The organism is Nocardioides sp. NPDC004968 (assembly GCF_040608935.1).
In the GTDB taxonomy this organism is placed as follows: domain Bacteria; phylum Actinomycetota; class Actinomycetes; order Propionibacteriales; family Nocardioidaceae; genus Nocardioides.
Genome location: NZ_JBEXJF010000038.1, coordinates 15,116 through 40,750, shown reverse-complemented (window position 1 = coordinate 40,750; position 25,635 = coordinate 15,116). Strand labels below are relative to the sequence as shown.

At 67.0% G+C, this 25,635-nt stretch carries 25 protein-coding genes; 12 read left to right on the top strand and 13 right to left on the bottom strand.

The window, feature by feature from the left end:
- Nucleotides 1-35: 35 nt before the first annotated feature.
- The gene (locus ABZU72_RS24205) at nucleotides 36-1,547 is read left to right on the top strand and encodes a SulP family inorganic anion transporter (RefSeq protein ID WP_355021336.1); all 1,512 of its coding nucleotides are present in this window, start codon (nucleotides 36-38) and stop codon (nucleotides 1,545-1,547) included.
- A 111-nt stretch (nucleotides 1,548-1,658) separates the two neighbouring features.
- Nucleotides 1,659-2,099, top strand: coding sequence for a VOC family protein (locus ABZU72_RS24200; RefSeq protein ID WP_355021335.1), 441 nt, complete (start codon nucleotides 1,659-1,661; stop codon nucleotides 2,097-2,099).
- A 66-nt stretch (nucleotides 2,100-2,165) separates the two neighbouring features.
- Here ABZU72_RS24200 and prcA read toward each other — a convergent pair whose 3' ends face one another.
- The 4 genes from prcA to dop form a co-directional block, all read right to left on the bottom strand.
- Nucleotides 2,166-3,011: a proteasome subunit alpha gene (prcA, locus tag ABZU72_RS24195; protein WP_355021334.1), complete on the bottom strand. Its 846-nt coding sequence runs from the start codon at nucleotides 3,009-3,011 to the stop codon at nucleotides 2,166-2,168.
- Entirely contained in the window at nucleotides 3,008-3,844 is an 837-nt protein-coding gene (prcB, locus tag ABZU72_RS24190; protein ID WP_355021333.1) for a proteasome subunit beta, read from the bottom strand. Before prcB ends, prcA begins: the two co-directional genes overlap by 4 nt.
- A 3-nt stretch (nucleotides 3,845-3,847) precedes the next feature.
- Complete coding sequence (locus tag ABZU72_RS24185; RefSeq protein ID WP_008356645.1) at nucleotides 3,848-4,045, bottom strand: ubiquitin-like protein Pup; 198 nt, start codon at nucleotides 4,043-4,045, stop codon at nucleotides 3,848-3,850.
- A gap of 115 nt (nucleotides 4,046-4,160) precedes the next feature.
- Nucleotides 4,161-5,672 (bottom strand): depupylase/deamidase Dop, encoded by a 1,512-nt coding sequence (gene dop / locus ABZU72_RS24180; protein ID WP_355021332.1) that lies wholly within the window; start codon nucleotides 5,670-5,672, stop codon nucleotides 4,161-4,163.
- A gap of 167 nt (nucleotides 5,673-5,839) precedes the next feature.
- Between dop and ABZU72_RS24175 the strand changes: the two genes are divergently transcribed.
- The gene (locus ABZU72_RS24175; RefSeq protein WP_355021331.1) at nucleotides 5,840-6,466 is read left to right on the top strand and encodes a GNAT family N-acetyltransferase; all 627 of its coding nucleotides are present in this window, start codon (nucleotides 5,840-5,842) and stop codon (nucleotides 6,464-6,466) included.
- A gap of 6 nt (nucleotides 6,467-6,472) precedes the next feature.
- Nucleotides 6,473-7,096: a class I SAM-dependent methyltransferase gene (locus tag ABZU72_RS24170; protein WP_355021330.1), complete on the top strand. Its 624-nt coding sequence runs from the start codon at nucleotides 6,473-6,475 to the stop codon at nucleotides 7,094-7,096.
- Between the two features lie 51 nt (nucleotides 7,097-7,147).
- Here ABZU72_RS24170 and ABZU72_RS24165 read toward each other — a convergent pair whose 3' ends face one another.
- From ABZU72_RS24165 to ABZU72_RS24130, 8 genes are all read right to left on the bottom strand, one after another.
- Nucleotides 7,148-8,104, bottom strand: a complete 957-nt coding sequence (locus tag ABZU72_RS24165) for a type IV toxin-antitoxin system AbiEi family antitoxin domain-containing protein (RefSeq protein ID WP_355021329.1) — start codon at nucleotides 8,102-8,104, stop codon at nucleotides 7,148-7,150.
- A gap of 216 nt (nucleotides 8,105-8,320) precedes the next feature.
- Nucleotides 8,321-8,662 (bottom strand): hypothetical protein, encoded by a 342-nt coding sequence (locus tag ABZU72_RS24160; RefSeq protein ID WP_355021328.1) that lies wholly within the window; start codon nucleotides 8,660-8,662, stop codon nucleotides 8,321-8,323.
- Nucleotides 8,663-8,681: 19 nt separating this feature from the next.
- Nucleotides 8,682-8,834, bottom strand: coding sequence for a hypothetical protein (locus ABZU72_RS24155; RefSeq protein ID WP_355021327.1), 153 nt, complete (start codon nucleotides 8,832-8,834; stop codon nucleotides 8,682-8,684).
- Nucleotides 8,835-8,922: 88 nt separating this feature from the next.
- A complete protein-coding gene (locus ABZU72_RS24150; protein ID WP_355021326.1) occupies nucleotides 8,923-9,912 on the bottom strand; it encodes a zinc-binding dehydrogenase in 990 nt (329 codons plus the stop codon).
- A complete protein-coding gene (locus tag ABZU72_RS24145) occupies nucleotides 9,909-10,430 on the bottom strand; it encodes a PadR family transcriptional regulator (protein WP_355021325.1) in 522 nt (173 codons plus the stop codon). Before ABZU72_RS24145 ends, ABZU72_RS24150 begins: the two co-directional genes overlap by 4 nt.
- A 114-nt stretch (nucleotides 10,431-10,544) precedes the next feature.
- Nucleotides 10,545-11,810, bottom strand: a complete 1,266-nt coding sequence (locus ABZU72_RS24140) for a cyclase family protein (protein WP_355021324.1) — start codon at nucleotides 11,808-11,810, stop codon at nucleotides 10,545-10,547.
- 36 nt (nucleotides 11,811-11,846) lie between these two features.
- Nucleotides 11,847-13,208, bottom strand: a complete 1,362-nt coding sequence (locus ABZU72_RS24135) for an MFS transporter (protein WP_355021323.1) — start codon at nucleotides 13,206-13,208, stop codon at nucleotides 11,847-11,849.
- A gap of 53 nt (nucleotides 13,209-13,261) precedes the next feature.
- A complete protein-coding gene (locus ABZU72_RS24130) occupies nucleotides 13,262-14,371 on the bottom strand; it encodes an alcohol dehydrogenase catalytic domain-containing protein (protein ID WP_355021322.1) in 1,110 nt (369 codons plus the stop codon).
- Between the two features lie 101 nt (nucleotides 14,372-14,472).
- Between ABZU72_RS24130 and ABZU72_RS24125 the strand changes: the two genes are divergently transcribed.
- Nucleotides 14,473-16,137 (top strand): GAF domain-containing protein, encoded by a 1,665-nt coding sequence (locus ABZU72_RS24125; protein WP_355021321.1) that lies wholly within the window; start codon nucleotides 14,473-14,475, stop codon nucleotides 16,135-16,137.
- 174 nt (nucleotides 16,138-16,311) lie between these two features.
- Nucleotides 16,312-18,108 carry a serine hydrolase gene (locus ABZU72_RS24120; protein ID WP_355021320.1) on the top strand — a complete coding sequence of 599 codons (1,797 nt, stop codon included), beginning with the start codon at nucleotides 16,312-16,314 and terminating at the stop codon, nucleotides 18,106-18,108.
- Here the strand turns inward: ABZU72_RS24120 and ABZU72_RS24115 are convergent.
- Nucleotides 18,105-19,013 carry a LysR family transcriptional regulator gene (locus ABZU72_RS24115; protein ID WP_355021319.1) on the bottom strand — a complete coding sequence of 303 codons (909 nt, stop codon included), beginning with the start codon at nucleotides 19,011-19,013 and terminating at the stop codon, nucleotides 18,105-18,107. The genes ABZU72_RS24120 and ABZU72_RS24115 overlap by 4 nt on opposite strands.
- A 100-nt stretch (nucleotides 19,014-19,113) precedes the next feature.
- Here ABZU72_RS24115 and ABZU72_RS24110 point away from each other — a divergent pair, with 100 nt between their 5' ends.
- From ABZU72_RS24110 to ABZU72_RS24085, 6 genes are all read left to right on the top strand, one after another.
- Nucleotides 19,114-20,700: an ABC transporter substrate-binding protein gene (locus ABZU72_RS24110; protein ID WP_355021318.1), complete on the top strand. Its 1,587-nt coding sequence runs from the start codon at nucleotides 19,114-19,116 to the stop codon at nucleotides 20,698-20,700.
- Between the two features lie 16 nt (nucleotides 20,701-20,716).
- Complete coding sequence (locus ABZU72_RS24105; protein ID WP_355021317.1) at nucleotides 20,717-21,730, top strand: ABC transporter permease; 1,014 nt, start codon at nucleotides 20,717-20,719, stop codon at nucleotides 21,728-21,730.
- A 2-nt stretch (nucleotides 21,731-21,732) separates the two neighbouring features.
- The gene (locus ABZU72_RS24100) at nucleotides 21,733-22,629 is read left to right on the top strand and encodes an ABC transporter permease (protein WP_355021316.1); all 897 of its coding nucleotides are present in this window, start codon (nucleotides 21,733-21,735) and stop codon (nucleotides 22,627-22,629) included.
- Nucleotides 22,626-23,591, top strand: a complete 966-nt coding sequence (locus ABZU72_RS24095; protein WP_355021315.1) for an ABC transporter ATP-binding protein — start codon at nucleotides 22,626-22,628, stop codon at nucleotides 23,589-23,591. Before ABZU72_RS24100 ends, ABZU72_RS24095 begins: the two co-directional genes overlap by 4 nt.
- Nucleotides 23,588-24,403: an ABC transporter ATP-binding protein gene (locus tag ABZU72_RS24090; protein ID WP_355021314.1), complete on the top strand. Its 816-nt coding sequence runs from the start codon at nucleotides 23,588-23,590 to the stop codon at nucleotides 24,401-24,403. The genes ABZU72_RS24095 and ABZU72_RS24090 overlap by 4 nt, the downstream gene beginning before the upstream one ends.
- 212 nt (nucleotides 24,404-24,615) lie before the next feature.
- A complete protein-coding gene (locus tag ABZU72_RS24085; RefSeq protein WP_355021344.1) occupies nucleotides 24,616-25,557 on the top strand; it encodes a serine hydrolase in 942 nt (313 codons plus the stop codon).
- Nucleotides 25,558-25,635: the final 78 nt, after the last annotated feature.

Genomic DNA, 25,635 nt, shown 5'->3' with positions numbered 1-25,635 from the left:
GGCGACGGGGGCGGCCAGCCCTAGGATTGCGGCTCGTGCCCTCACCGCTGTCTTCGTCCTCCACCGGCAACCAGCCGGGCGTCCTCGCGGCGCTGCGTTCGCCGCGGCTGCTGCGTACGGAGGTGCTGGCGGGTCTCGTCGTCGCGCTCGCGCTGATCCCCGAGGCGATCTCGTTCTCGATCATCGCCGGGGTCGACCCACGGGTCGGGCTGTTCGCCTCGTTCACGATGGCGGTGGCCATCTCCTTCCTCGGCGGGAGGCCGGCGATGATCTCGGCGGCCACCGGCGCGGTCGCGCTGGTGATCGCGCCGGTGATGCGGGACCACGGCTATGACTACCTGATCGCGACGGTGCTCCTGGGCGGCCTGATCCAGATCGGGCTGGCGCTGGCCGGGGTGGCCCGGCTGATGCGCTTCCTCCCCCGCTCGGTGATGGTCGGCTTCGTCAACGCGCTCGCGATCCTCGTCTTCGAGGCGCAGATCGTCCACATGGTCGGCGTGCCCTGGGCGGTCTACCCGATGATCGCCGTCGGCATCGCCGTCATCGTCGGATTCCCGCGGATCAACAAGGTGATCCCGGCCCCGTTGGTAGCGATCGTCGCGCTCACCGCCTTCACCGTCATCGGCGCGGTCGACGTGCCGAACGTCGGCGACCAGGGCAAGCTGCCCGACAGCCTGCCGACCTGGTTCCTCCCCGACGTACCTCTCACCCTCGACACCCTTCAGATCATCGCCCCCTACGCCCTCGGCATGGCGCTGGTCGGCCTGCTCGAGTCGCTGCTGACCGCCAAGCTCGTCGACGACATCACCGACACCCACTCCGACAAGACCCGCGAGGCCGGCGCCCAGGGTCTGGCGAACCTGATCACCGGCTTCTTCGGCGGCATGGGCGGCTGCGCGGTGGTCGGTCAGACGATGATCAACGTGAAGGTCTCCGGCGCCCGTACGCGGCTGTCCACCTTCCTCGCCGGCGTCTTCCTGCTCATCCTGGTCGTCGGCTTCGGCGACACCGTGGCGCTGATCCCGATGGCCGCCTTGGTCGCGGTGATGATCATGGTCTCGGTCAGCGCCTTCGACTGGCACTCGGTCCGGCCCGCCACCCTGCGGCGGATGCCGCTCTCGGAGACGGTGGTGATGCTCACGACCGTTGCGGTCACCGTCGCGACCCGCAACCTCGCGATCGGCGTCATCGTCGGGGTCCTGGTGGCGATGACCCTCTTCGCGCGCCGCGTCGCCCATCTGACCCACACGCACCGGGAGCTCGTCGAGGACGCCGACGGCAGCATGAGGGCCGTCTACCGGGTCACCGGCGAGCTCTTCTTCGCCTCCAGCAACGACCTCTACACCCAGTTCGAGTACGCCGACGACCCCGACGAGATCGTCATCGACCTCTCCGACTCCCACATCTGGGACGCCTCCACGGTCGCGACCCTCGACGCGATCACCCACAAGTACGAAGCCAAGAACAAGTCAGTACGCATCGTCGGCCTCAACGCCTCCAGCGCCGACCGGCACGAGCGGCTGACCGGTCAGCTCAGCGGTCACTGACCTCCGCGCGCAGAACTCGTGTCGCCGACGATGTAGAGATCGGCGCGCCAGCCTCGTTCCCTCGTCGAAGGCACCCGCCACAACGACGAGCACAGTACGAGGATGGCAGTCATGACACACCTGTTGAAGTTCGACCACGTCGGCATCACCGTCGCCGACATCGACCTGGTCACGGAGTTCTTCGTCGGCCTGGGCCTGGAGATCGAGGGACGTACGTTCGTCGAGGGCGAGTTCATCGACACCGTCTGTGGGATCCCCGGGGCACGCTGCGAGGTCGTGATGCTGCGTCCGCCGGGTGGCGACACCACCCTCGAGCTCGCCCGGTTCGTACGTCCCGACCACGTGCCCGGCGCGCCTGAGGCGATGGCCAACATGCTGGGCCTGCGCAACGTCTGCTTCCAGGTCGACGACCTCGACGTGGTCCTCGCGGCCATGGCGGAGAAGGGCTACGGGCTGGTCGGCGGAGTCGGCGTCTACGAGGACGTCGTGCGAATGGCGTACGTGCGCGGGCCCGAGGGCATCGTCGTCTCGCTCTCGGACCAGATCGGCTGACACCTGAGATGCGACGTGGGAGTGCTGCGGTCACCTGGTGACCTCAGCACTCCCAGGTCTCTGGACTCAGTCGATCGGCGGGGCGATCGGCGGCTCGCCGTCGTCGTCGGCCGGCGGGGCCAACGGCGCGTCGCTGACCGGCTTCTCCGCGGGCTTCTCCGTCGGCTTGTCGGCGGGCGGCTCGACGGCGGCCGGCTCGACCTCCGGGGTCGCGACGGCAGCGCCGAGGATCTCGAGCAGCGTCGCCGGCCGGATCCTGCGGAACTTGCGCGGCTGGGTGCGGTTGCGGTCGAGGACCGCGACCTCGAGGTCCTTGGCGGCGATCTCGCGGTCGTCGGTGTCGGTGTGGCCGAGCGCCGCCACCGCCAGCTTGATGGCGTCTTCGAGCGAGGCACCCTCGGTGTAACGCTCCTTGAGGTAGCCACCCACAGCCTCGGCGGCGCCACCGATGGCGGCGAAGCCGTGCTCGTCGACGACCTGGCCGTCGTAGGTGAGCCGGTAGAGTTGGTCGTCCTCGGCGGAGTCACCGATCTCACCGACGAACAGCTCGACCTCGTAGGGCTTCTCCCCACCCGAGGAGAAGATCGTGCCGAGGGTCTGGGCGTAGGCGTTGGCCAGGCCACGGCCGGTGACGTCGCGCCGGTCGTAGGCATAGCCGCGCATGTCGGCCAGCCGCACCCCGGCGATGCGAAGGTTCTCGAACTCGTTGTAGCGCCCGACCGCCGCGAAGGCGATCCGGTCATAGATCTCGCTCACCTTGTGCAGCGCCGCCGAGGGGTTCTCGGAGGCGAACACGATGCCGTCGGCGTACTGCAGCGAGACCAGCGCCCGACCCCGGGAGATGCCCTTGCGCGCGAAGTCCGCGCGGTCGCGCATCAGCTGTTCGGGAGAGACATAAAAAGGAGTGCTCATCGGCCACCCTCCAGCTCGGCGATGGGACCGTCGGGCCGCTGCAGCCTCCCGGTGATGACGGCCTCGGCAACCGCCGCGACGTCGGCGTCGGGCAGAGTGCGCCCACCGTCGGCGGTGATCACGTGGACCAGCGGGAACAGCTTGCGGGACAGGTCCGGGCCGCCGGTGGCCGAGTCGTCGTCGGCCGCGTCGTAGAGCGCCTGGACCAGGACCGCGACCAGCGTGGCCTCGTCGAGGTCGGCCCGGTAGAGCTTCTTGAGGGCGCCCTTGGCGAACAGCGAGCCGGAGCCGACGCCGGAGTATCCGGTCTGCTCGTAGCGGCCGCCGGTCGGGTCGTACCCATAGATCCTTCCTTCGCCGGCCTCGGGGTCGAACCCGACGAAGAGAGGCACCACGACCAGGCCCTGCATGGCCATCGGGAGGTTGCCCCGGACGAGGGCGGAGAGCCGGCTGGCCTTGCCCTCGATCGAGAGCGTGGTGCCCTCGATCTTCTCGTAGTGCTCCAGCTCGGTCTGGAAGAGCTTGACCAGCTCGACCGCGAGCCCCGCGGAACCGGCGATGCCGACCGCGGAGTATTCGTCGGACGGGAAGACCTTGCGCATGTCGCGCTCGGCGATCAGGTTGCCCTGGGTCGCCCGCCGGTCACCCGCGATGATCACGCCACCGGGGAAGGTGGCCGCGACGATCGTGGTGCCGTGCGGGGCGATGTCGCTCAGATTGCCCGGAACGGCGTCGCGTCGCGGGAGCAGCTCCGGGGACTGGGCCGTCAGAAAATCGGCAAAGGACGAGGTGCCCGGCGTCATGTAGGCAGCCGGGATACGGGATTCGGACATCTACTACTGCCCGCCCTTCTGGATGAAGGACTTCACGAAGTCCTCGGCATTGGTCTCCAGGACGTCGTCGATCTCGTCCAGGATGTCGTCGACGTCGGAGTCAAGCGCTTCCTTGCGCTCGTTCACATCGGTCTCGGGCGCGGTCTCGACGGACTCCTCCGTCTCGGAGGACTTCTTCGGCTGCTTCTGCTCCTGTGCCATGTCTTCAACCTATCCACTAGCACCGACAAACCTGAGGAAACAATGCCCGATTTCGCTACGGGAGGAAGCAGAAGTCGAACGTTGGGCCGAGATGTGGCACGAGTCGCGATCGAGCTCAGGAACCGGTCAGCCGGTTGAAGAGGTCGACGGCGGTCTCGGAGGAGTCGAGCAGGCCACCGACGTGCTTCTTCGTGCCGCGCAGCGGGTCGATGGTCGGCACCCGCTGCAGCGACTCGCGCCCGGGCAGGTCGAAGATGACCGAGTCCCAGCTGGCCGCGGCGACGTTCTCGGAGTACTTCTCCAGGCAGCGGCCGCGGAAGTAGGCCCGGGTGTCGGTCGGCGGCTCGTGCATCGCCTTCTCCACCAGGTCGTCGGTCAGCAGGCGCTGGATCCGCCCGGCACGGACGAGACGCTGGTAGAGGCCCTTCTCGGGCCGGATGTCGGCGTACTGCAGGTCGATCAGGTGGAGCTTGGGGTCGTCCCACTCCAGACCGTCGCGGTCGCGGTAGCCAAGGAGCAGCTTGTACTTGGCCACCCAGTCGAGCTCGGTGGCGCACTCCATCGGGTCGCGCTCGAGGCGGTCGAGCACCGACTCCCAGCGCTCCAGGACGTCCTTGGTCTGGTAGTCGGCGTCGGAGCCGTAGCGCTCCTCGACGAACTTCTTGGCCAGGTCCAGGTACTCCATCTGCAGCTGGACACCGGTCAGCTTGCGACCGTCCTTGAGCGTGATCAGCGTCTTCAGCGACGGGTCGTGGGAGACCGCGCGCAGCGCCGAGACCGGGCCGTCGACGCTGAGGTCGCGGGTGATGTAGCCGTCCTCGATCATGGCGAGCACCAGCGACGTACTCCCGAGCTTGAGGTACGTCGAGATCTCCGCGAGGTTGGCGTCGCCGAGGATCACGTGGAGGCGGCGGTACTTCTCCGGGTCGGCGTGGGGCTCGTCGCGGGTGTTGATGATCGGCCGCTTGAGCGTGGTCTCCAGCCCGACCTCGACCTCGAAGAAGTCGGCGCGCTGGGAGATCTGGAAGCCGTGCTTGGGGCGCTCCTGGCCGATCCCGACCCGCCCGGCGCCGGCGAAGACCTGCCGGGAGACGAAGAACGGGGTCAGATGCTTGACGATGTCGGCGAACGCGGTCGAGCGGCGCATGAGGAAGTTCTCGTGCGCACCGTAGGAGACACCCTTGTTGTCGGTGTTGTTCTTGTAGAGGTGGATCTGCGGGTTGCCCGGTAGCCGCGCGGCCGCGCGGGAGGCGTCGAGCATCACCTGCTCACCCGCCTTGTCCCAGCGCACCGCGTCCAGCGGGTTGGTCACCTCGGGGCAGGAGAACTCCGGGTGGGCGTGGTCGACGTAGAGCCGCGCACCGTTGGTGAGGATGACGTTGGCCAGCCCCAGATCCTCGTCGGTGAGCTGGCTGGGATCGGCCACCTGCCGCGACATGTCGAAGCCGCGCGCGTCGCGCAGCGGCGACTCCTCCTCGAAGTCCCAGCGCGCTCTCCTCGCCTTCAATGTCGAGGATGCGTACGCATTGACGACCTGGCTCGAGGCCACCATCGGGTTGGCCTGGGGCTGTCCGGCCACGGAAATTCCGTATTCGACCTCCGTGCCCATCACCCGTCGTACGCTCATGCCTGCAAGGCTACCGGCCACGTGCACGAAGGCACGTGAGCATCCACACGCCACGCTGAGGTTTGCCCGAGGTTGTTCGGCTGGGCGGCACCAGGAGGAGACCGCTAGTGAAACGCCATGTCCGGGGGTATGTCGTCGGCGGAAGCGGGTCATGGTGAGGTTGGGCCATGGGAACTCCTGAGATCCGGCGGGCCACCGCCGACGACCTCGACGACATCTTCTCGATCTGCCTGCTCACCGGGGCATCGGGCGAGGACGCCACCGAGTTCTACGACGACCCCCGACTGCTGGGGAACATCTACGCCGCTCCCTACATCGTGCTGCGTCTCGGGCTCGGGTTCGTGGCGGTCGACTCCGAGGGCGTGGTGGGCTACGTCGTCGGCACCCCGTTCACCCGCGCCTTCGAGAAGGAGTGCGAGGAGGACTGGTGGCCCGCGCTCCGCGTGGTCAACCCCGATCCGGGGCCTGATCACGACCGGAACGACTGGAACGCCCGGCTCCGCTCCCAGATCCACCGCCCGCCGCGGATGCTGGGTGAGATCCTCAGCGAGTTCCCGGCACACCTGCACATCAACCTGCTCCCCCGCGCCCAGGGCCAAGGCGTCGGCAAGGAGCTGATCGGGATGATGCTCGGCGCCTTCCACGTCGCCGGCGTACGCGGCGCGCACCTCGGCGTCGCCGCCGGCAACACCCGCGCGATCGGGTTCTACCGGCGCATCGGCTTCACCACGCTCGTCGAGGGCGAGGATTCGATGCTGCTCGGTGTCCAATGGACCGGCGAGATGGAAGAGTGATCTCCCATGGGCCTCTGGGAAGCGCGGGTGGTGCCACACATCGTGGACCGCACCTGCGGCATCGCGCAGCTCGAGCCACTGCGCGAGCAGGCCTGTGACGGCCTCCGCGGCCAAGTCGTCGAGATCGGCTTCGGCAGCGGGAGCAACATCGGCCTCTATCCACCGTCGGTCACCGAGATCATCGCCGTGGAACCCTCCGACGTCGCCTGGCAGCTCTCGGCCACGCGCCGTTCGGGATCATCGGTCCCGGTGAGCCGCGTCGGCCTCGACGGCGCCCAACTCCCGCTCGCCGACGCCTCGGTCGACACGGGGCTGGTCACCTTCTCGCTGTGCACCATCCCCGACGTCGCCGGCGCCCTGGCCGAGCTGCGCCGCGTCCTGCGCCCCGGCGGCACCCTCGGCTTCCTCGAGCACGGCCTCTCCCCCGATCCCGGCGTCGCCCGCTGGCAGCACCGCCTCGACGGCCTCCAGCAGCGCCTCTTCGGCGGCTGCCACCTCGCCCGCGACATCCCGCGGCTCGTCGAGGCCGCCGGCTTCACCCTCGACCGTCTGGAGCAGTCCTACCTCCCCGGCCCGTCACTCTCGCGGCCGTGGGGGTATCTCTCGGTCGGGCGTGCCGTTCCTTCGTAAAGGTATGCAGGTCAAGGCTCACATCCCCGGCGGAGCTCCGCCCGGGATGTGTTACTTCGTCTGCATACCTTTCGACAGGTTCAGCGCGCGGCGTACGCGTGCGGCGGTCATCGCGGCGTCGGCGAAGTCGCTCCAGATCAGGCGGATCATCGAGAAGCCAGTGATCTCGCGCAGCTCGTCCTCGCGCCGCTTCTCTGCGAAGACGACGTCGCCGGGATCCTGGCCCGGCTCGAGCAGGCGACCGTACTTGATCCGTCCGTCGAACTCGCCCAGCAGCCCGTACTCGGGCCAGGCCCAGTCGGTCACTCCCGCGATCGAGCCGTCGGCTCGACGCACCTCGTATTGAAGCTCCGGCTGCGGTAGGCCGAAGGAACGGAACAGATGCTTGCCGCGCGACTCTCCGATCGAGCCCGACCTTCCGTCCGCGAACGGAACCAGACCTCTCACTCGGTGCATGAACGGCCAGTGCTGCATGATCTCGTACGCCGCATCCAGGCGGTCTCGATCGAACGTTCCGCTCCGCAGCCCGGCGTCGAGCAGGCACCACGCGGTCTCCGTGTCGACGCGAGATGCCGCTTCGAGCACGCATCGCTCCGGAAGCACCGCCTTCATCCGGTCGGCCTCCACCACCTCATGGCCCAGGCTGAAGCCTTCGTGATGGACGACGTCACCTTCGATCCTGCCGGCGCCGCCGTCGAGACGGGTGACGTGAACCCGGTCGAGCGGCAGGTTCCAGACGTCGATGCCGTGGGCGACCACGCCTGAGGCATGGCTCAGCGCAGCAGAGTCGCCGAGCGAGCGCATCACCGCCCGAGCCCTGACCTGATGCTGTGCCACCGGGTCGAGCTCGAGCCACATGGCGCCCGGCGCGTACGCACCGCGGCGAATCCGGTGCCACTCGCCCGAACGTGCCATACGAGTGATGTCCCGCTTCGCGTATCCCACCTCCAGCGCCATCTGGGTGGTGAAGAAGCCGTCTCGCTCGATGAAGTAGTGAAGTGCATCCATGGCCGCAACCCTCACGCGGCGGTTCGAGGCGGGAAAGCCCAATTCCCTCGCCCTGTGGATAACTCCCGATCGAACCGGAGTTTGGACGGCCGGTGGCACAGGCGCACGTCGTGTTCCTTCGTCAAGGTATGCAGGTAAAGGCGCACATCCCCAGCGGAACTCCGCACGGGATGTGTTCTTTCGTCTGCATACCTTGACGGAGGAACACCCAGCGCCTCAGCGCTTACGCGTACGCAGCGCGTGGGCGACGTTGACGCCGACGAGGCCGACCCAGGAGATCACCAGGGCACCGAGGTTGTCGGTGACGCCGAGGGTGATGCTGATCGGGATGCCGGCGACGGCCGAGCCGGCGCCCAGGACGAACTGGAAGACCGAGGTGCGCGACTCGTTGCGCTCGGCGAGAGTACGGGCGGCGGCGGTGGTGCCCACCCGCTCCTGGACGGTCTTCTCGATGCGGTCGGCGAAGCCGGCTACCAGCTCCGCGTCGAACGCATCGCCCAGCTCATGGCGGGTCTCCAGCCCTGCCTCGATGTCCTTGCGCGCCATCTCGTCTGCCACGTCGATCAACCTTAGGGGATCAGATGCCGGGGTCGATGTCCCCGACGTTGTGCTGAATGTTGGTTCGCTCGGTTCGACCGGACAGCGCCGCGACCAGCGCCACGACAGCTGCCACCACGACGACTACGACGAGTGCCACTACTCCGGCCGCGATCAGCAACCACGCTGCCATCTGGCTCCCCAATCTCACCGGCGCGCGAACGCTCAAACACTAGCCCGCGAGCCGCCCACCCGCAGCCGAATAGACGCCGCTACCGGCTTCAGAGGACCACGACGAGCTTCCCGCTGGCCATGCCCTCCTCCATCCGCCGGTGGGCCTCGCGGATCCCGTCGAGGTCGTAGGTCGTGTCGATCGGCACCACCGCACGACCGGCCGCCACGTCGTCGAGGAATCCCTGAAGAACGTGGGCCGGGAGATCGTCGGCCTCCCCGGCGTACGCGGTGAGCCGAACACCTGTGGGGAGATAGTCGATCGGGTAGAACTCCTGGACGGTCCATACGTTCGAGAGCATCCCGGTGAAACAGACCGTGCCGTGGACGCGGGTGGACCGTAGCGTGTCGGGGAGCGTCGGCGTTCCGATCAGCTCGATCGCGCCGTCGACCCCTTCAGGAAGCAGGCGCCGCACCTGGGCCGCGACGTCGCCGTCGTCGACCAGTACGTCATCGACCCCGATCGCCTCGAGGGCCTCGGCCTTGGCCGCGCTCCGGGTCGTGGCGAGGACGCGAAGACCACCCCGCTTGGCGAGCACAGCTGCCGCCATCCCGACCGAGGAGGTGCCGCCTCGGATGAGAAGGCTCTGACCAGGCTCGATGTCGACTCCGACGGTCAGGGAGCCGTACGCCGTCTGCAGCATCTCCGGCACGGCCCCCAACGTCGCCCAGTCGAGGTCGGAGTGGAACGGGATGACCTGTGCGGCGGGGACGCAGGTGTATTCGGCGTAGCCGCCGTCGAACGTACGTCCCATCCCACCCATCATCGTCATCACCTGCTGCCCGGGCTCGAACTCACCGCTCGGCGCGAGATCCACGACGCCGGTGGCTTCGATGCCCAGCACGCGCGGGTACGTCACCGAGTCCCCCGCGAGCCCCAGTCGGGTGTGCAGCTCCGAGCGGTTGAGCCCGAACGCCTTGACCCGGATCCGCACCCAGCCCGGCTCAGGCTCCGGGACAGGCACGTCCCGGACCTGCAGGGCCTCCACCGGTCCGGGCGCCTCCAGCACAACAGCTCGCATGGTCTCGCTCGAGCTCATGAGTCGATCTCCTCTCTGATCCAGGCCCTCTCGGCGGCACTGGTGGCACGGGCGGTCAGCAGCAGCCCGCGACGGTAGGGGTCGCCGACCTCTTCGGCCCGGACCGGGCGGTCACCGTCGTAGAAGAAGCTCGCCGGCGTCTCCAGGAACTCCAGTCGCCGGCGCAGGACCGCATGCCGATCGGCACGGTCCGGCAGCAGCGACAAGAAGGTGAGCACGACGAAGAACCGGCTCGCGTCGGTGATGTCGTGGCCGTCGGCGGTGCGAATCGCTTCGAGCAGATGAGCCCGCCCGGCATCGGTGAGAGTGAGCGTGTGCCGACCGGCCCGACCACGCCCCGACGCCAACTTCTTGACCACATGGCCGTTGCGCTCGAGCCGGTCGATCGCAGGATAGAGCGTGCCATCGCTGACGCGGCGAGTGTGGCCGTACAGCTGCTCGATCTTCCGTCGCAGCTCGTAGCCGTGCTGGGGCCCATCGGCCAGGAAGCCGAGGACCATGACGTCGACGATGCTCACACGGCGGAACAATACCTCGAATCGAGGTATTGTTCCATCAGTCCGACTCCCCGGGCAGCCCACGATCGAGTCTCGCTCGGTCGGCAGGACTTCCGACGACGGCGGGCAGCGCGCCTACCGCTTGGGCTGGCCGAGAGCCATGGGTGGCGTATTGCCAGCCGTGGCGCCCTCGGCGTACTGCGGCGTGACCACGAAGACGAACTCGTACACGTGGTCGTTGGAGAGCTCCTCGGAGACGTAGGACTCGCCGATTCGGATTCCGTTGCGCATGAGTAGTTCTTGGTGGGCCGGGAAGGCCGTCCAGTCATTGTTGACGGAGTTCCCCAGAACCTCGAGTGCCCAGGTGTCGCTGCCGACCATTGCAGGTCTGAACTGTGCGAGCCAGCGTGCTTCGCGCAGGTAGATTCCAGGCAGGCCGGAGGCGCCTTCCCACCGGCGGATGTCGGCCTCGTCTCGGGTCTTGAGGAGCTCGTTCCATCCGGTGTGGAAGAGGAGGGCATCTCCGGGCTCGATCTGGGAGATCCCGCCGAACTCCATCGCCTGCTCGATGTCTTCGACCGTGATTCGGTAACCCTCGCGGAGCAGCGGCTTGTTGTTGGCTGCGGGTTCGGCGAGGTCGGAGGTGGCGTTCTGCGCCAGCTTGACCCCGAGAATGTCGAGCAGCACGCCCCGGGTTGCGATCGGCCCCATGTGTTCTGACCCGAGCTTGGTCGTGCCGTGGCTCTTCGCGATCTCGGGCCCGCGGTGTCCGTTGTAGAAGTACTCCCCTGCCCCGATGTGGTTGAGGTTGTCCAGCTGGGAACCGATCTGATAGGTCGTTGCAAGCGGCGCGGGGTGCTTGTTGGAGGCGAACCCCTGGAATCGCTCCTCGTGAATGCTGAGCTTGTTCTCGCCGAGTGGGTCGACCCCGACGAGGACGCCTCCGTCGTCGATGAACCCGGGCGGCGGCTCGTAGCCGGCGATGGTGAGCCGCTGTTCGTAGTTGCGGGGCGGGTTGGTCTTGAAGGCCGGGAACCCGTTCCACATGAGCTCGCCCAGGTTGTACGTCTTGACCGGTCGGTGTCGCTTCAGCAGGCCGACCGTGGCAGCGGTCTTCAGGTCGGTGACCTCGTTGAAGCTGCCTCGCTGGTCCTCAGGGCCGTACGGTCCAGGTGCCCAGTGGGACAGCTTCGAGGGATCGGCGTAGTCGAACGGGATGTCGTCGAAGTCCTGCGTCGTCGAGGGTCGCCTCGCCCGGGCCGACGGCGTCGCCGCTGCCGCGCCCGCGTCAGCGTGGGTGCCGAGGGCTGCGGCCGCGCCGACGGCACCCGCCATTCGAAGGGCGTCACGACGGCTGGGGCGGTGCTTGTCCAGGTAGTTGGTCAACAGTGCGGGGTTCACGATGAGTGCCTTTCGTCGCGAGATGGTCGGGTGATGTCAGGCCTCGTCGAGCACCCGGTCGTGGCGAAGCGAGGACCGCGCCGTCTCCTTTGCGGTGAGCACTGCCGCCAGAGTGAGCACGGCGGCGATCGTCACGTAGACGGCAACGGCGGTCGTGTTGGGGGTCTCGACGTCGCCGAGAAGCTTCAGGGCGATGATCGGCGCGAGTGCTCCGGCGAAGATCGAGGCCAGCTGGTAGCCGACCGAGGCCCCGGTGTAGCGCACCGAGGTGCCGAACAGCTCGGAGAAGAACGCCGCCTGCGGTGCGTACATCAGTGCGTGCAGCAGCAGACCCACGACCACGGCAAGGATGATCTTGGTGTCGTCCTTGCTGCCGATCAGGTCGAAGAACACCCAGGACCATGCGGCGACGCCGATCGCGCCGATGATGTAGAGCGGGCGCCGACCGACCCTGTCGGAGAGTGCTCCGATGATCGGGATCGCGACGAAGTGGACGACAGAGGCGAGCAGCAGCGCCTGGAGGATGGGGCCCTTCTCCCCGCCGGCGTAGTCGACCAGGTAGGTGATCGAGATGATCGTGAAGATGTAGTAGGAGATGTTCTCGGCCAGCCGCATGCCCATCGCCACCAGCACCTCACGCGGGTACTTGCGGATCACCTCGAGCAGCGGCATGTGGTTCGCCTCAGCCTTCTTGTGGCTCATCTCGGCCCGCGCTTCCGCATAGACCGGAGACTCCTCGATCTGCAGCCGCACCCACAGTCCGACGCCGACGAGTACGGCGCTGAGGAGGAACGGAATCCGCCAGCCCCAGGCGTTGAACGCGTCGTCGGACTGCATCATGGCCAGCAGCCACAGCACCCCGGTGGCGAGCAGGTTGCCCAGCGGTACGCCCGCCTGGACCCAGGACGACCAGAACCCGCGGTGGGTGTCCTTGCCATGCTCGGCGACCATCAGCACCGCGCCACCCCACTCGCCACCAACGGCAAACCCCTGCAGGAGTCGGCACGCCAGCAGGAGCAGAGGCGCAGCCAGCCCGATGGTGGCGTACGTCGGCAGCAGCCCGATCGCGATGGTGGACAGGCCCATCATCATCAGCGAGAAGACGAGCATCTTCTTTCGGCCGACCTTGTCGCCGAAGTGGCCGAAGACGATGCCGCCGAGCGGCCGGGCGACGAAGCCCAGCGCGTAGGTGCCGAAGGCGAGCAGGGTTGCCGTGACCGGCTCGGACTCGGGGAAGAACAGCTTGCCGAACACGAGCGCGGCCGCGGAGCCGTAGAGGAAGAAGTCGTACCACTCGACGGCGGTGCCGACCAGGGAGGCGAAGACGACTCTGACGACGCTGACCGGTCGCTTGCTCATCGGGGGCGAACTCACGTCAGGGGTGTTGAGGTTGGACATGTGACTCTCTCTTCGAGGGCGGGTGGGAGTAGGTCGGTGAATGCGTGGGTCGCTCACGGCTCATCGAGGACGATCACCTGGCGTACGGCGTCGCCGTTCGCGAGTGCGTCCATGGCGGCATTGATGTCATCGAGCCGGATCCGACTGATCAATTTCTCGACAGGCAGCCGTCCGCTCCGCCACCACTGGACGAAGCGCGGGATGTCCCGTGAGGGAACAGCCCAGCCGAGGTAGCAGCCGAGGACTGTGCGCGACTCCATGGTCAGCGTGAGCGGTGAGATCTCGCTGCGCGCCTCAGCTCGGGGAAGCCCGACAGTGACGGTGCGGCCGCCCGGAGCGGTGGCGGCGTAGGCGGTTTCGAAGGCACGGGCGTCACCAGCGCACTCGAGGACATGGGAAGCCGTGATGCCGAGCTTGGCCACTTCCGTAGCGGTGTAGACAGCGTCGGCCCCCAGCTCGCGGGCGAGCTGCAGCTTGTCGAGGTTGTTGTCCACTGCGATCACTTCGCCCGCGCCCTGCGCCGCTGCCGCCAGCAGTGCTGCCATGCCGACACCGCCGAGGCCGACGATCATGACGCTGTCGCCCGCGGCCGGCTGAACGGCGTTGAGAAGCGCGCCGCCGCCGGTCAGCACGGCACAGCCGAGGATCGCGGCCACGTCGGGAGGCACGTCGTCATCCACCGGCACCACCGAGGCACGGTCGACGACGGCATGGGTGGCGAAGGCCGAGACGCCGAGGTGGTGGTGCACCACGTCGCCGTCCCGGGTGAGCCGCTGGGCGCCGGACAGGAGAGTGCCGGCGGCGTTGGTGGCCGAGCCACGTTCGCAGGGCATCCGGCCATTCGTGTCGCAGGTAGAGCACTCCTGGCAGCGCGGCAGGAACACCATCACGACCCGCTGACCGATGCGGAGGTCCCCGACGTCGGCACCGACCGCCTCGACACGTCCGGCTGCCTCGTGACCGAGCAGCATGGGGACCGGCCGTGGGCGATTTCCATCGACAACAGAGAGGTCGGAATGACAGACGCCCGCGGCCTCGATCCGGACCAGCACTTCGGAGGGGCCCGGAGGTGCGAGGTCGAGGTCGGTGATGGTGATCGGGCGCGACTGCGCATAGGGGCGCTGACGCCCAAGCTCTTCCAGAACGGCTCCGGTGATCCGCACGTTGGCCTCCTCGGCTTCTTTGGGTGATGCCGGTCACGCTATGCCCGCACCAACCACCGGACCTATGGGCACGGATCCATGTGCATGGGAGGCTTATGTGCATGGATGCCATGTCATCGCGCTCCCGAGAGGACCTGCTCAGGGTTCTTCTGGACACCGCTGCCGACCTCACCGCGCTTCGAGACGTCGAGGCAGTGCTCCAGGCGATCGTTCGCCGGACTCGCGCGATCGTCGGTTCGGACATGGCGTACGTGAGCCTGAACGACGCCGGACGGCGGGAGACCTACATTCGCGCATCCGAGGGTGTGGCCACCGCTGCGTACCGGACGATCCGGATGCCGCTTGGCACCGGGGTGCTGGGCCAGGTGGCCACCGGGCTTGCGCCGTACCAGACGGCTGACTACCTCACCGACGACACCATCAAGCACCTGCCCGAGGTCGACGAGGTGGTCCGGGCCGAAGGTGTGTACGCGATCATGGGGGTTCCGCTGACCGTGGTCGGCCGCGTGATCGGGGCCCTCGTCGTCGCCGAGCGCCGCCCTCGGAGCTTCAGCGCCGAAGAGGTCGACATCGTGGACTCGATCGGCACCCACGCCGCGGTCGCGCTCGACAACTCGATGCGGTTCGAGGCGACCGAGCGGCTCGCTGAGGACCTGGGGCGTCAGCAGGAGCGCAGCGCCGAGGAGCTCGCCGTGATCACCGACGTGCTCGACCTCGACCGTCGACTCATGGATGCCGTGATGGTGGCCCCCGAAGTACATCGGATCCTGAGAATGGGTCGGTCCGCGCTGGGTTGCGACCTCCAACTGCTCGATCCCGAGGGCAGAGTCGTCGTCACTGCCACCGAAGACAGCACCGCTGCCGAGAACATCCCACCGTTGCCATCGGCCACGGTCGTCCCCGTCACCGCCGCAGCCGAGCATCTGGGCAGCATCGTCGCGCCGGTGGTCCTCTCAGATCACGACGTCACCCTTCTCGAACGGGTCGCTGTCCACGTCACGCTCGCGATGCTCTTCGCCCGAGCGCAGGAGGACACCGAGCTGCGCCTGCAGTCGGAGCTGCTCGACGACCTGCTGGAAGGACGCGTCGCGGCACGCGAGCGCATCGAACGTCGCATGCACCACTGGGGTCTGCGCCCCACAGACGGTCTCTTCACCGTCGCGATCGAGGCTCCGATGGGCGAGGCCCGGCGCCGACTGCAGACGATGAGGACCGCAGGCGTACGCGGCGCGATGATCGTCCATCGCGACCACGTCTGCATCCTGACCTCCGACCCACGCTGGCGTTCGAGCCTGACCCGCCTGTACACGGAGCGAAACTGGCCATTGCGCGCCGGCTTCGGTGGGCCGAGCACCGACGTCCGCGCGATCGCCGATGCCCACCGCTCAGCCGAGCTCGCCCTCAGCTCACTGACGACCCTGGGACGCGAGGGCGTGATCGACGGGTCAGAGCTCGGAATGCTCGGAGCTCTCCTCGACCTCGATCGCCGCGGTCACCTGCCACGTGGCCTCACAGCCATCATCGATCCACTCCTCGACTACGACGCCGCCCGAGGCACCGACCTGGCTCACACGGCATTCCACTACCTCGAGACCGACGGCAACATCGCCCGCACCTCTCAACTACTCCATGTGCATCGGAACACCATCCGCCAACGACTCGAGCGGATCACGACCCTGCTCGGTGCCGGCTGGGACGCCTCCCCCCGTCGTCTCGAGATCCACCTTGCTCTCCGCGTGCTCCAAGCGCGCGGCGACCTCGGCTGATCCGAAGCTGCCGGGCAGCCGGCAGAGGATCGGCCAGCGCCGAGCAGTTCCGCGTGCCCGCAGCGCATAAACCCTATGCGGGTCTGGTCTTGGACGTCGCAGCGCAACGGGCATCAGGGTGGACGGCAATCAGGCCGCGTTGGACGGCCTGCGGCGCTCTGGAGGAGTTCCATGATGTCTACCCGATTCATCGCAGCAGGCTTGTGCGCGGCCGTCGTTGCGGCCTGCATCACGTTCGTACCGTCGAACTCGCCGGCCGCCGCGGCGGGAACGGCCGTGCCCGGCGACCCCTTGACCGGCGACGGCGCGGTGGTGCGCGCCGTACTGACCGCCCGCGATCTCGCCTCTGCGACGCCGACGGCAACCGTGGCCGACAGCGCCTTCGCACTCCCCGCGAACGCGGCGCCTCCGTCTCACGAGTTCCAAGGAGCGCTGACGCTCAAGGGCCTGGCCACCGCTGGTGGCATCTCGGTGATCCGCGACCCGTACCGCTACAGGTCGATCGCGACTGTGCGGCACCTGCCTGAGATGACGCTGCCCTTCGTCCAGAACGGCAGTCATCTGATCCCGGCGAAGCGCGGCCTCCAGATAACCGGCAATCCGAGCTGGAACTACATCGTGAGTCCTGGCCGGGCCTGGGACGAGGATGGTGACGGTGGTAAGACCCGGGCCGCGTTCCCGTTCGCCCTGGTGGAGCGGAACGCGAACTGTGTGCACAACGGGGTGATGACGTTCCTCTTCGACGGCTCGTCGAACTCGCAGGTCCGCTATCAGATCACGCAGGAGACCTGCGAGTACTTCAAGTTCGACATGTGGGGTCAGGTGGGCGCAACCTACAACCGTACGCCGGTCGCTGACGCGGCTGGCATCGCCGGCCGTTACGTGTCCGAGGTCGGCGACCGCATCCCGGTCAAGCCGATCGCCGCGCTCGCGACGGACTACCCGGGCGCCGGCATCGATGTCGGCAAGTTCGGCTCAGGCGTCACTCCGGCGCACATGAGCACGTACGGGTTCTACTTCGGTGGCACCAACTACGTCGCATCCTGTGGCACTAGAAAAGGTACGTATCCGTTCTGCGGTCAGATGGTTCTGCCGTCGTACTCGACCGCGAAGACGATGCTCGGGACAGTGGCGATGGCGCGGCTCGCACAGCGCTATGGAACCGGAGTCCCGAACGAGAGGATCTCGAGCCACGTCGCGGAAGCAGCAGGGAAGTCCTGGAGCGGTGTCACGTTCGACAATGCCGCAGACATGGCGACCGGCAACTACACCCGGGCCGGCTACGAGCTCGACGAGGGCAGCGCGACCATGGCGGACTTCTTCGCCGCCGAGCCGTATTCCGAGAAGATGGACATCGCCGCGAACGGATACCCGCGCAAGATCACGCCGGGGACCAAGTGGGTCTACCACACGTCTGACACCTTCCTGCTCGGGCGCGCGCAGCAGCAGTACCTGAAGGCTCAGGATGGAGGGACGGCCGACATCTTCAACATGGTCCGCGACCACGTCCTCAAGCCGATCAAGACCTCGCCGGAGACCTGGACAAGCGTCCGAACGGACAACTCTGCGACTGGTCAAGCGTTCGGCGGATACGGGATGTTCTGGACACAGGACAACATCGCCAAGGTCGCGCGTCTGCTCAACAACGACGGCGGAAAGTCGCCGGCCGGTACTCAGCTGCTGGCGCCGTCGGTCCTGGCCGCAAGCATGCAACAGAAATCTTCGGATCGTGGGCTCCCGACCGGGACCGGACTCATGTACAACAACAACGTCTGGGCCAAGCAATTCACCGCCTCGGACGACCCGAGCTACCTCTCGCCGTTCTACGTGCCGTTCATGTCCGGGTTCGGCGGCATCACCGTCGCGATGATGCCGAACGGCGGGACGTACTACTACTTCAGCGACGACAACGAGTTCGCGTGGAGCGCGGCCGTGAAGGAATCCAGCAAGCTGGCGCCCATGGCCGACTAGCCCGAGGACGGGGCTCGGTCCTCATCCGAGTCCCGTCCGTACCGGCGGGCAGCGAACTGCCGAAGGGAGCGGACGGTCGCGTCGATCTCGCTGGCGGCGTAGTGGTCCTGATCCCACACGGCATACAGGGTGACGGTCAGCGGATCGCCGTTGACCAGAACCTGGGCTCCGGACAGACCGTAACGTGGGTCGTCCGAGGTCACGCATACGCCCCGCCCGGCCGCGGCCAGCGCTTGGCCAAGCCGTGGGTTGTGGGTCTGGGAGACCGCGTCATAGCTCAGGCCGAGCCGCGCGGCTGCGGCGTCGAAGGTACGACGGACCGCGTGCCCCACGTGCAGGTGGACCAGGGGCATCTCGACCAGATCGACGATGTCGATCGCGGACTCGTCAAAGAGTTCATGTCCGGCCGGCACCTGTGCCCAGACGTCGACCTCGATCAAGACGTCGGCGTGGAGCCGGTGTGTTGGCACCGAGCTACCAAGGCCGAAGTCGGCGTCGCCGCGCATGACCGCGTCGTAGACGTCTGCCGGTGCGCTCTCGACAACGTCTGCGACCGAGACATGGCCTCCGGATGCGATGAACGGCGCGACGATGTCGTTGATCGTCGTCGCCGGAGCAGCCACGACGAGGTCTGGGTCGGTGCCCGTCGCGATGGCGCCGGCCATCGTCTCTGCCTGTGCTGCCCGAGCCACCAGATCGCGGGCGATCGGCACGAACTCACGCCCAGCCGCGGTGAGCGCGAGCCGTCTATCGATCCGGCTGAACAGTGTCAGGTTCAGATCGGTCTCGAGACGACGCAGCTGTCGCGACAGCGCCGGTTGCGCAACGAACAAAACCTTTGATGCCGCGGTGACAGATCCCATGTCCACGATCGCGAGGAAGTACCTCAGCAGCCGAAGGTCCATCATGCCTCCCAGGCATATCAAATGAGCTTTTCAAGTATTGGACTGTATGTGACGAGGCTCTCAGAATGGCAATTACCAAAGTCCCGCACAAGGAGCACACGTGAAACACCGACGAATCGCCGCCTCTCTGATGGCGGCGGCGAGCTTGATCTCAGTAGCCGCATGTTCTGGCGGGGGGACGGCCGGCAACGGGGGCGACGCAAGCACGGACGTCCTCACCGTCGCGTCGTCGGCTTCCGTCACGACCTGGGACCCGGTCAAGTCGTTCTCGACCGAGGCCACCTATATGGGCAACATGTACGAGCCGCTGATCTGGAAGAACCCGGCCGGAAGCGACGAGGAGTACACCCCAGCACTTGCGACCGAGTGGAGCTCGTCCGAAGACGGGCTCACCTGGACCTTCCAGATCCGCGACGGCGTCAAGTTCCACACCGGCGAGGCCGTCGACGCCGCGGCGGTGAAGGCGAGCCTCGACGCCGCCCGTGATCACGCAGGGGCGTCGTTCATCTGGACCCCGGTGAAGCAGATCCTGGCTCCGACCAAGGACGAGGTCGTCATCAAGCTCAGCTACGCCGCGCCCGTAGACCTGATCGTGTCGTCCACCTACGGGGCCTGGATCGTCGCCCCGTCAGCACTCGATGCCGTCGAGAAGGACGAGAAGTACTACGAGTCTGGTGTCGACGCCGGCACGGGCCCGTACACCCTGGACTCCTACAAGCCCGGAGAGAGGGTCGTCCTCAAGAGGTTCGAGGACTACTGGAGCCCCCAGGACGCTGCCACCTACGAGACCGTCGACGTCGCGATCACGTCCGATGCGGTGACAGCCCAGCAGATGCTCACCGCCGGCGAGGTGCAGTACTCCACGCAGATCCCGTTGGAGAACGTCGACACCTTCGAGAACGATCCGGCCTTCAACGTGGAGGTGTCGAAGTCGCCGTTCAACTTCCTGGCGTTCTTCAACACGACCCGGCCGCCGCTCGATGACCCCAAGGTCCGCCAGGCCCTGTCCTACGCAATGCCTTACGACGACATCATCGAGGTAGGCGCCAAGGGGTACGGGTCGCAGAGCCGTGGCCCGGTCCCGGACGGCATCTTCCCCTTCTCCAGCGACGTACCGCAGTACAAGCAGGACATCGGCAAGGCACAGGCCCTGCTGGCCGACGCCGGACACCCCGACGGGTTCGACCTCACCTTGACCTATGCCTCCGAGAACGCCGCCGAGAAGAGGTTCGTCCCACTCATCAAGGACGCGTTCGCGAAGGTCGGCGTCGATCTCGAGGTCAAGAGCCAGCTCTTCAACCAGCAATGGGAGGACGCCAAGGCGAACCCCGCCGAAGCGCAGGACATCTTCGTTCTCTACTACTGGCCGACCTACAGCGACGCCGGTTCGGACAACCTCTACTCGCTGTTCCACTCGTCGAAGGACCCGTACTTCAACCTCAGCTACTGGAAGAACACCGAGTACGACAAGCTGATCGACGACGCTGGCAAGCTCACCGCGACGGATCGCGAGAAGGCGCAGGCGACGTACGAGGACGCCTTGGGTGTGCTGTACGAGCAGGCGCCAGGCGTGTTCCTCTACGACGCTCAGACCGTGTCGGTCGTCCCCAAGGGCCTGGACGCCCCGGTCGCGAACGAGAACTACCCGTTCACGACCTTCTTCGCAAAGTTCAAGCCGGCGAGCTGAGCACGAGACACAGACCATGCCACTCTTCATCGCAAAGCGGCTGCTCGCCGCCGGCGCTGTGATGCTCACCATCACGTGCCTCACCTTCGTCCTCGCGCGCATGGTGCCGTCCAACCCGGCCGTCGTGTACGCGGGGCCGAAGGCCACATCCGAAACCCTCGATCAGATCAGGACGCAGCTCGGGCTCGACGATCCCCTGCCCGTGCAGTTCATCGACTTTCTCGGGCGCATCATCACCGGCGACTTCGGCAACTCACTGGCAACCAAGCAGCCGGTCCTGCCCGACCTCCTCTCACGACTCCCAGCGACGCTCGAGCTGATCGCCGCAGCAATGTTCATCGCGACGGTCCTAGGGGTCGCGCTCGGCGTCCTGGCCGCCCGTCGTCAGAGCGGCGTGCTCGACGGGGCCATCCGCTTCCTGTCGATCGGCGGCGTATCGATGCCGGCGTTCTGGCTGGGCCTATTGCTGCAGGTCGTCTTCGTCGGACGCCTGGGGATCCTTCCGGCCACCGGCCAGTTCAGTACGACGATGGCGTACTCGAACCCGGTTGATCCGATCACCCACTTCGCGCTCATCGACTGTGTGCTCACCGGCAACTGGGCAGCCCTCCAGGACGGCCTTGCCCATCTGATCCTTCCCGCGGTCACACTCGCCGCGTACCCGCTCGGGCTGATCGCCCGGATGACACGGGCATCGATGCTGGAGGCGCTTGACCAGGACTACACGCTGACCGCTCGGGCCTACGGGCTGAGTCCACGCAGCATCGTCTGGAAGCTCACGTTGAAGAACGCACTGTCATCCCCACTCACGGTCATCGGACTCTCGATCGCCTACATGCTGACGGGCACCTTCTTCGTCGAGGTGGTCTTCAACTGGCCCGGCATCGGTCAGTACGCCACACAGGCGATGTTGGCCGTCGACTACCCCGTGATCATGGCGGTCACGCTCCTCGGAGCCGCCGGCTACCTGATCTCCAACCTCGTCGTCGACCTGTTGCAGGCCGAGATCGACCCCAGAACGCGGAGCTGACCATGGCAGAGATCCTCACCGAACCGGCAACCGCCTTGGCCGAACCGCCACCCACCAGGCAGTCCTTGGTGCGCACCCTCACCCGCGATCGCCTCGCTCTGGTCGGCCTGATTCTGGTCGTCGGCCTCATCGTGATCGCCATCCTCGCGCCATGGCTGGCGCCCTACCCGGACCAAGGACGGGGTGCGGCCAACGTCGTGGACGCGAACCTCGCGCCCAGCCTGACCCACCCGTTCGGCACCGACGACCTCGGGCGCGACATGCTCAGCCGCATCCTGATGGGGGCACGACCGGCACTGCTCATCTCGGTCTCCGTCGTCGCCGCCGCGGCCGCGATCGGAGTGCCCCTCGGCGCCATCGCCGGATACCGCGGAGGATGGCTCGACAGCGTGCTCATGCGCGTCACCGAGATCTTCCAGTCCTTTCCCCCGCTGCTGCTCGCGATGGTCGTCGTCGCTCTTCTGGGACCAGACCTCAAGAACGCTGCCCTGGCGCTGGTGGTGTCGTGGTGGCCCTGGTACGCACGGCTGGTGCGGGCCGAGGCGAAGTCGCTGCGCGAGCGTCCTTTCGTCGCGGCGGCAGAGGCGATCGGGGTGCCGACCTGGACCATTCTGCGACGGCACATCATGAAGAACTCCCTGACACCGGTCCTGGTCCAAGCCACTGTCGACGTCGGGACGGTTGTCCTCGCGGCCGGGTCACTGGCGTTCATCGGTCTCGGAGCGCAACCACCGGCGCCCGACTGGGGCCTGATGGTCGCGGAGGGACGTAGCCAGATCTTCACGTCGTGGTGGGTCTCCACCTTCGCCGGACTGGCGATCTTCGTGACCGTGCTCGCGTTCAACCTTCTCGGGGACTCGCTGCGTGACATTCTCGACCCACGGAGGCACAGCCGATGAGCACCGCCCTGCTTCATGTCCGAGACCTGTCGATCGAGTTCGTCGAACGCAGACGCGTCACCAACCGTCCGGTGCGCGGCGCCGAGTTCGAGATCGGACGCGGGGAGGTGCTCGGCATCGTCGGCGAGACCGGCTGCGGGAAGTCGATCACGGCCCACGCCATCCTCGGCACCCTGCCACCGCAGGCCCGTACGTCGGGTCAGGTGCTCTTCGACGGGGAAGACCAACTGACGTTGACGGAGAAGAAACGCGCACTCGCGCGTGGGGACGTCATCTCCATCGTGTTCCAGAACCCCGGGACCGCGTTCAATCCGGTGTTCAAGCTGGGCCACCAGCTCCGCATGGTGCTGAAGAGGCACCGAGGGATCACGGGCGAGGATGCCATGACGGCGATCGTCCAACGGCTCCGCGATGTCGGCCTGACTGACACCGACCGGGTGATGAAGTCCTACCCGCACGAGCTCTCCGGCGGAATGCTCCAGCGGGTCATGATCGCGATGGCCCTGTTGTGCGAGCCCAAGCTACTGATCTTGGACGAACCGACGACGGCGTTGGACGTCACGGTCGCCCGGCAGATCCTGCTGCTGATCCTCGAGCTGCAGCGAAGCATCGGATTCAGCGTCCTGCTGATCACGCACGACCTTGGCGTCGTCAAGGCGACGTGCGACCGCGTCGCCGTCTTCTATGCCGGGCGTGTGGCCGAGACCGGGCCGACCGACACTGTGCTCAGGGAGCCGAAGCATCCCTATACCCAGGGCCTGATCGGCGCGCTTCCACGTCGCTCGGAGAATCGGCTCGTGTCGATTCCCGGCCAGGTTCCGGCGAATCTTCTGAGCGTGCAGGGTTGCGCGTTCGCCGACCGGTGCTTCGCCGTCATCGCCGAGTGTCGTGACCGCGATCCCGACCTGCGTCCGATCTCGCCCGAGCACGAGGTGGCCTGCCACCGTGGAGGTGACGTATGAACCCGCTCGTCTCAACCGATGACCTCGTCTGTCGGTTCACGTCCCGACGCTCATCGTTTCTGGCACTGGATCATGTCTCGATGACCGTCGAGCAGGGGACGTCTTTGGGCGTCGTCGGAGAGTCTGGCGCAGGCAAGACGACTCTGATCAGGTGCCTGCTCGGGCTCCAGCAGCCAACCGAGGGCACGGTCACCTTCGACGGATCCGACATCGGCACGATGTCGGCCAAGCAACGACGCGCGATGCGACGCCGTGTCGGCATGGTGTTCCAGAACCCGGTGATGGCGTTGAACCCGCGCATGACCGTCGAGGAGTCAGTGGCCGAACCCCTGCGGCTGCACACCAAGCTTCGCGGCGTGGACCTGCGCAGGCGTGTCGGGACCGCGTTGGAGTCCGTTGGACTCGCCGAGGCGCACCGCTCCCGACTGCCACACCAGATCTCCGGTGGACAGTGTCAGCGCGTCGGGATAGCCCGGGCACTCGTCACCGATCCGGAACTGGTGATCCTCGACGAACCGACCTCCGCGCTGGACGTCTCGGTACAGGCGCAGATCCTCAATCTGCTGACCGACCTGAAGGCCGAGCACGACCTGACGTTCGTCATGGTCTCCCACTCGATCGACGTGGTGCGCTACCTGTCCGATCGAGTGGTCGTCATGCTCCAGGGTCGCGTAGTCGAGGAGGGCCTCGCCGGCGAGGTCCTCACAGAGCCCCGGCACGAGTACACCCGCAACCTGGTCGCAGCCAGCCCAACCGTCGAGAGCGACAGCCTTCGCATCGCGCTCTCGAGCCGAGAGGAAGTAGTCAGTTGAGCATCCCATCCGGATCCGATCTGGACCGTACGCCAGGCCCCGGCGAGGTCAACCTCAGCAATTGGCAGGACCCGCCGTGGAACAGGTGGGGTTTCGGCCATCTCAGCGAGATCGTCCCGACTGCGGTGGTCTCACGGGTGGCACCGGCCGACCAGGTACCCGCGAGGCCCCTCGCGGCCGCCAAAGACGCGGCATTCCAGGAGGCCGTGAGGATGACGGCCGCGCAGTCGGTTGTCGTGCTTCGCCGCGGAGCCCTTGTCGGGGAGTGGTACGGCCCCGGTATGGCGCCGACATCGCGGCATGCACTGATGTCAGTGTCGAAGAGCTTGTGCGGACTGGTGGTCGGCCAGCTGATCGACGAAGGTCTTGTCGAAGAGCAGTCCGAGATCGGACGGGTGGTGCCGCGCCTGAAGCGATCGGCGTACGGAAACGCCACCATCAGGGAAGCCTTGGACATGCAGGTCGCCGTCGAGTATGACGAGACGTACCACGACCCGACCGCGCATGTCGCCCAACAGGACCGCGTCGCCGGTTGGCGCCCTGCGCGCCCGGACGACCCGGCCGACACCTACGAGTTCCTGACGTCGCTACGGTCGGCCGGTCGCCACGGCGAGCGCCTCCAGTACTGCTCAGCGACGACCGACGTCCTGGCATGGGTGGTCGAGGCGGTCACCGGCGAGCGCTACCACAACGTGCTCTCCACCCGACTGTGGTCGCGGTTGCCGACCCAGGACGACGCGGGGATCACCGTCGACCGTGGAGGCTTCGCATTCGCCAACGGAGGATTTGTCTGCACGACCCGTGACCTGGCACGGCTCGGCCAACTCGTCCTCGACAGGGGCGCCGTGAATGGCCAGCAGGTCGTACCACGTTCGTACGTCGTGGACATCCTGGCCGGCGGGGACATCACGGCCGCCAGTGGCACGCACTTCCATACAGTGCACCCCCGCGGCAGCTACCGCAGCCAGTGGTGGATCACAGGCGACGATCGCGGCACCATCTACGGTGCCGGGATCCACGGACAGTACCTCTGGATCGACCCCACGGACGAGGTCGTCGTCGCCAAGTTCGGCGCCCACCCGCGGGCTCTGTCGGCCGACGCCTTGGCCGCCAACAGCGCCTTCATGCGCTGGCTGGTCGCCCGGCATCGATAGCGAGGAGCACGGGGCGTCGTTGCACCCGTGGCGCGTACGGTCATCAGCGTCGTCGTGTGTTGACACAGTCTTGACACG

Bases quoted from the DNA above. Each gene is read 5' to 3' on its own strand.
- ABZU72_RS24200 (WP_355021335.1), top strand. From the start codon at position 1,659: ATGACACACCTGTTGAAGTTCGACCACGTCGGCATCACCGTCGCCGAC.
- prcA (WP_355021334.1), bottom strand. From the start codon at position 3,011: ATGAGCACTCCTTTTTATGTCTCTCCCGAACAGCTGATGCGCGACCGC.
- prcB (WP_355021333.1), bottom strand. From the start codon at position 3,844: ATGTCCGAATCCCGTATCCCGGCTGCCTACATGACGCCGGGCACCTCG.
- ABZU72_RS24185 (WP_008356645.1), bottom strand. From the start codon at position 4,045: ATGGCACAGGAGCAGAAGCAGCCGAAGAAGTCCTCCGAGACGGAGGAG.
- dop (WP_355021332.1), bottom strand. From the start codon at position 5,672: ATGAGCGTACGACGGGTGATGGGCACGGAGGTCGAATACGGAATTTCC.
- ABZU72_RS24175 (WP_355021331.1), top strand. From the start codon at position 5,840: ATGGGAACTCCTGAGATCCGGCGGGCCACCGCCGACGACCTCGACGAC.
- ABZU72_RS24170 (WP_355021330.1), top strand. From the start codon at position 6,473: ATGGGCCTCTGGGAAGCGCGGGTGGTGCCACACATCGTGGACCGCACC.
- ABZU72_RS24165 (WP_355021329.1), bottom strand. From the start codon at position 8,104: ATGGATGCACTTCACTACTTCATCGAGCGAGACGGCTTCTTCACCACC.
- ABZU72_RS24155 (WP_355021327.1), bottom strand. From the start codon at position 8,834: ATGGCAGCGTGGTTGCTGATCGCGGCCGGAGTAGTGGCACTCGTCGTA.
- ABZU72_RS24150 (WP_355021326.1), bottom strand. From the start codon at position 9,912: ATGAGCTCGAGCGAGACCATGCGAGCTGTTGTGCTGGAGGCGCCCGGA.
- ABZU72_RS24135 (WP_355021323.1), bottom strand. From the start codon at position 13,208: ATGTCCAACCTCAACACCCCTGACGTGAGTTCGCCCCCGATGAGCAAG.
- ABZU72_RS24125 (WP_355021321.1), top strand. From the start codon at position 14,473: ATGGATGCCATGTCATCGCGCTCCCGAGAGGACCTGCTCAGGGTTCTT.
- ABZU72_RS24120 (WP_355021320.1), top strand. From the start codon at position 16,312: ATGTCTACCCGATTCATCGCAGCAGGCTTGTGCGCGGCCGTCGTTGCG.
- ABZU72_RS24115 (WP_355021319.1), bottom strand. From the start codon at position 19,013: ATGGACCTTCGGCTGCTGAGGTACTTCCTCGCGATCGTGGACATGGGA.
- ABZU72_RS24105 (WP_355021317.1), top strand. From the start codon at position 20,717: ATGCCACTCTTCATCGCAAAGCGGCTGCTCGCCGCCGGCGCTGTGATG.
- ABZU72_RS24100 (WP_355021316.1), top strand. From the start codon at position 21,733: ATGGCAGAGATCCTCACCGAACCGGCAACCGCCTTGGCCGAACCGCCA.
- ABZU72_RS24095 (WP_355021315.1), top strand. From the start codon at position 22,626: ATGAGCACCGCCCTGCTTCATGTCCGAGACCTGTCGATCGAGTTCGTC.
- ABZU72_RS24090 (WP_355021314.1), top strand. From the start codon at position 23,588: ATGAACCCGCTCGTCTCAACCGATGACCTCGTCTGTCGGTTCACGTCC.
- ABZU72_RS24085 (WP_355021344.1), top strand. From the start codon at position 24,616: ATGACGGCCGCGCAGTCGGTTGTCGTGCTTCGCCGCGGAGCCCTTGTC.